General features: G+C 42.3%; 1 protein-coding gene. It reads right to left on the reverse strand.

Features of this window, described 5'->3' with window-relative positions:
* Positions 1 to 1,148, reverse strand: a 1,148-nt coding sequence (locus IQR33_RS31910; RefSeq protein WP_193844325.1) for a sodium:solute symporter family transporter, incomplete at its 3' end; no start/stop codon positions are given.
* Positions 1,149 to 1,539 lie beyond the last annotated feature (391 nt).

A 1,539-nucleotide genomic window follows, 5' to 3' on the forward strand; every position in this document is an offset into this window, starting at 1 on the left:
TTCGATACCGCCAGAAGAGCTGGCACTACCACCATAGCCGCAGCGAGCAAACTCATCTTTCTTGCGACTTTTTCGTAGTGCTCATCATCGGCACTCTTGCGAACGAAACGCTTGTAGATATCGAACGTCGCGACGGTCGCCATTGAGTTGTAGGTCGAATCCAAGGTCGACATTGCGGCCGCCGCCAATGCGGAAATGATCAAACCAACGACGATTGGGTTAGTGTGGTTGAAGACGAAATCCAAAATCACTTCGTTGCTGTTTTCAAACGATTGATCTTGATAGAAAACACTCAAAAGAACACCGAGTACCGCGAAGAATAAGTACACAAAAAATGCACCGTAACCACACAACAGCATCGACTTCTGCGCCGTCTTTTCACATCTCGTCGCTAACGTGCGTTGGATGATCAATTGGTTGGTGCCGTACACACTCAAATGCAAAAAGCTCACGGCAACCACGCCAGCCCAGAGTGTGGTATCTACGCCTAAATCAAAGTCTAAGTTGATGATATTCAGGTGATTACGAGAAAGGTAATCTGCCGCATTAATCTCTGTCATTAGAATAGCAAAGATAGCGATACTGCCCGCCACCAATACTGCAGATTGCAACATATCGGTCCAGATAACCGTGGAAATTCCGCCCGCATAGGTATAGCAAGCGGTGAAAATACTGATGTAGATAATGGCTTCAGAAATACTGATAGGCAGAACTTGCACTAAGATCAGCGCCACAGCATACAAAATCACACCCGCAGATATACATTGAACCACAATGAACACAATCGAGTTGATGGTTCTTGCATACACCCCAAAGCGGTGCTCAAGATATTCATAAATCGAAGTCAAGCCCAGCTTATAAAAGACTGGCACAAAGAAAATGACGGTGAAAAAAATAACGATGGGATAGTTAAGGTGAATACTCATCGCTTCCATGCCAGAGCTATAAACCCAACCTGGCATCCCTACAAACGTCATCGCACTAATGTAAGTCGCAAGTATCGAAACACCTGCCGTAAACCAGCCAAATTGCTTTCCACCCGTAGAAAAGTCGCCACCATTGCTGTAGCGCTTATTCACTAAATAGCTGATTAATATGGTGATTAACACGTATAACGCAATCACCACAAAACTTGAGTACGTAACCATTTCAGGGTTTCCATAATTATGGGTGCTAATTATTTGTGCTTGGATATTACTTTAAAAAAGCATATCTAAACGATAATCCCGCCATAACTGTGACTATAATCACCAATATAGACGGTTATATATTCAAAAATGCCAAAAAGACCGATTTAATGAGACTCCCATCACTAAAAACCACTAATTGGGTACGCATTCATTTTAAAATTGATATTGATCACGGATCTAATGACCTTAAAAAAACTATGATTCACACCGACACGAAATCGAAGATGATCCAAATAAGATCGTGTTCATTGAGTTTGAATAGCAACAAATCCTAAGTGAAATAGAGGTTTATCGGTCATGAATGCCAAAAGACACATGAGCGAAGTTCCTATGATTCAAAGGGTAGCTG

Source organism: Vibrio sp. OPT46 (genome assembly GCF_015163535.1).
GTDB lineage: Bacteria > Pseudomonadota > Gammaproteobacteria > Enterobacterales > Vibrionaceae > Vibrio > Vibrio alginolyticus.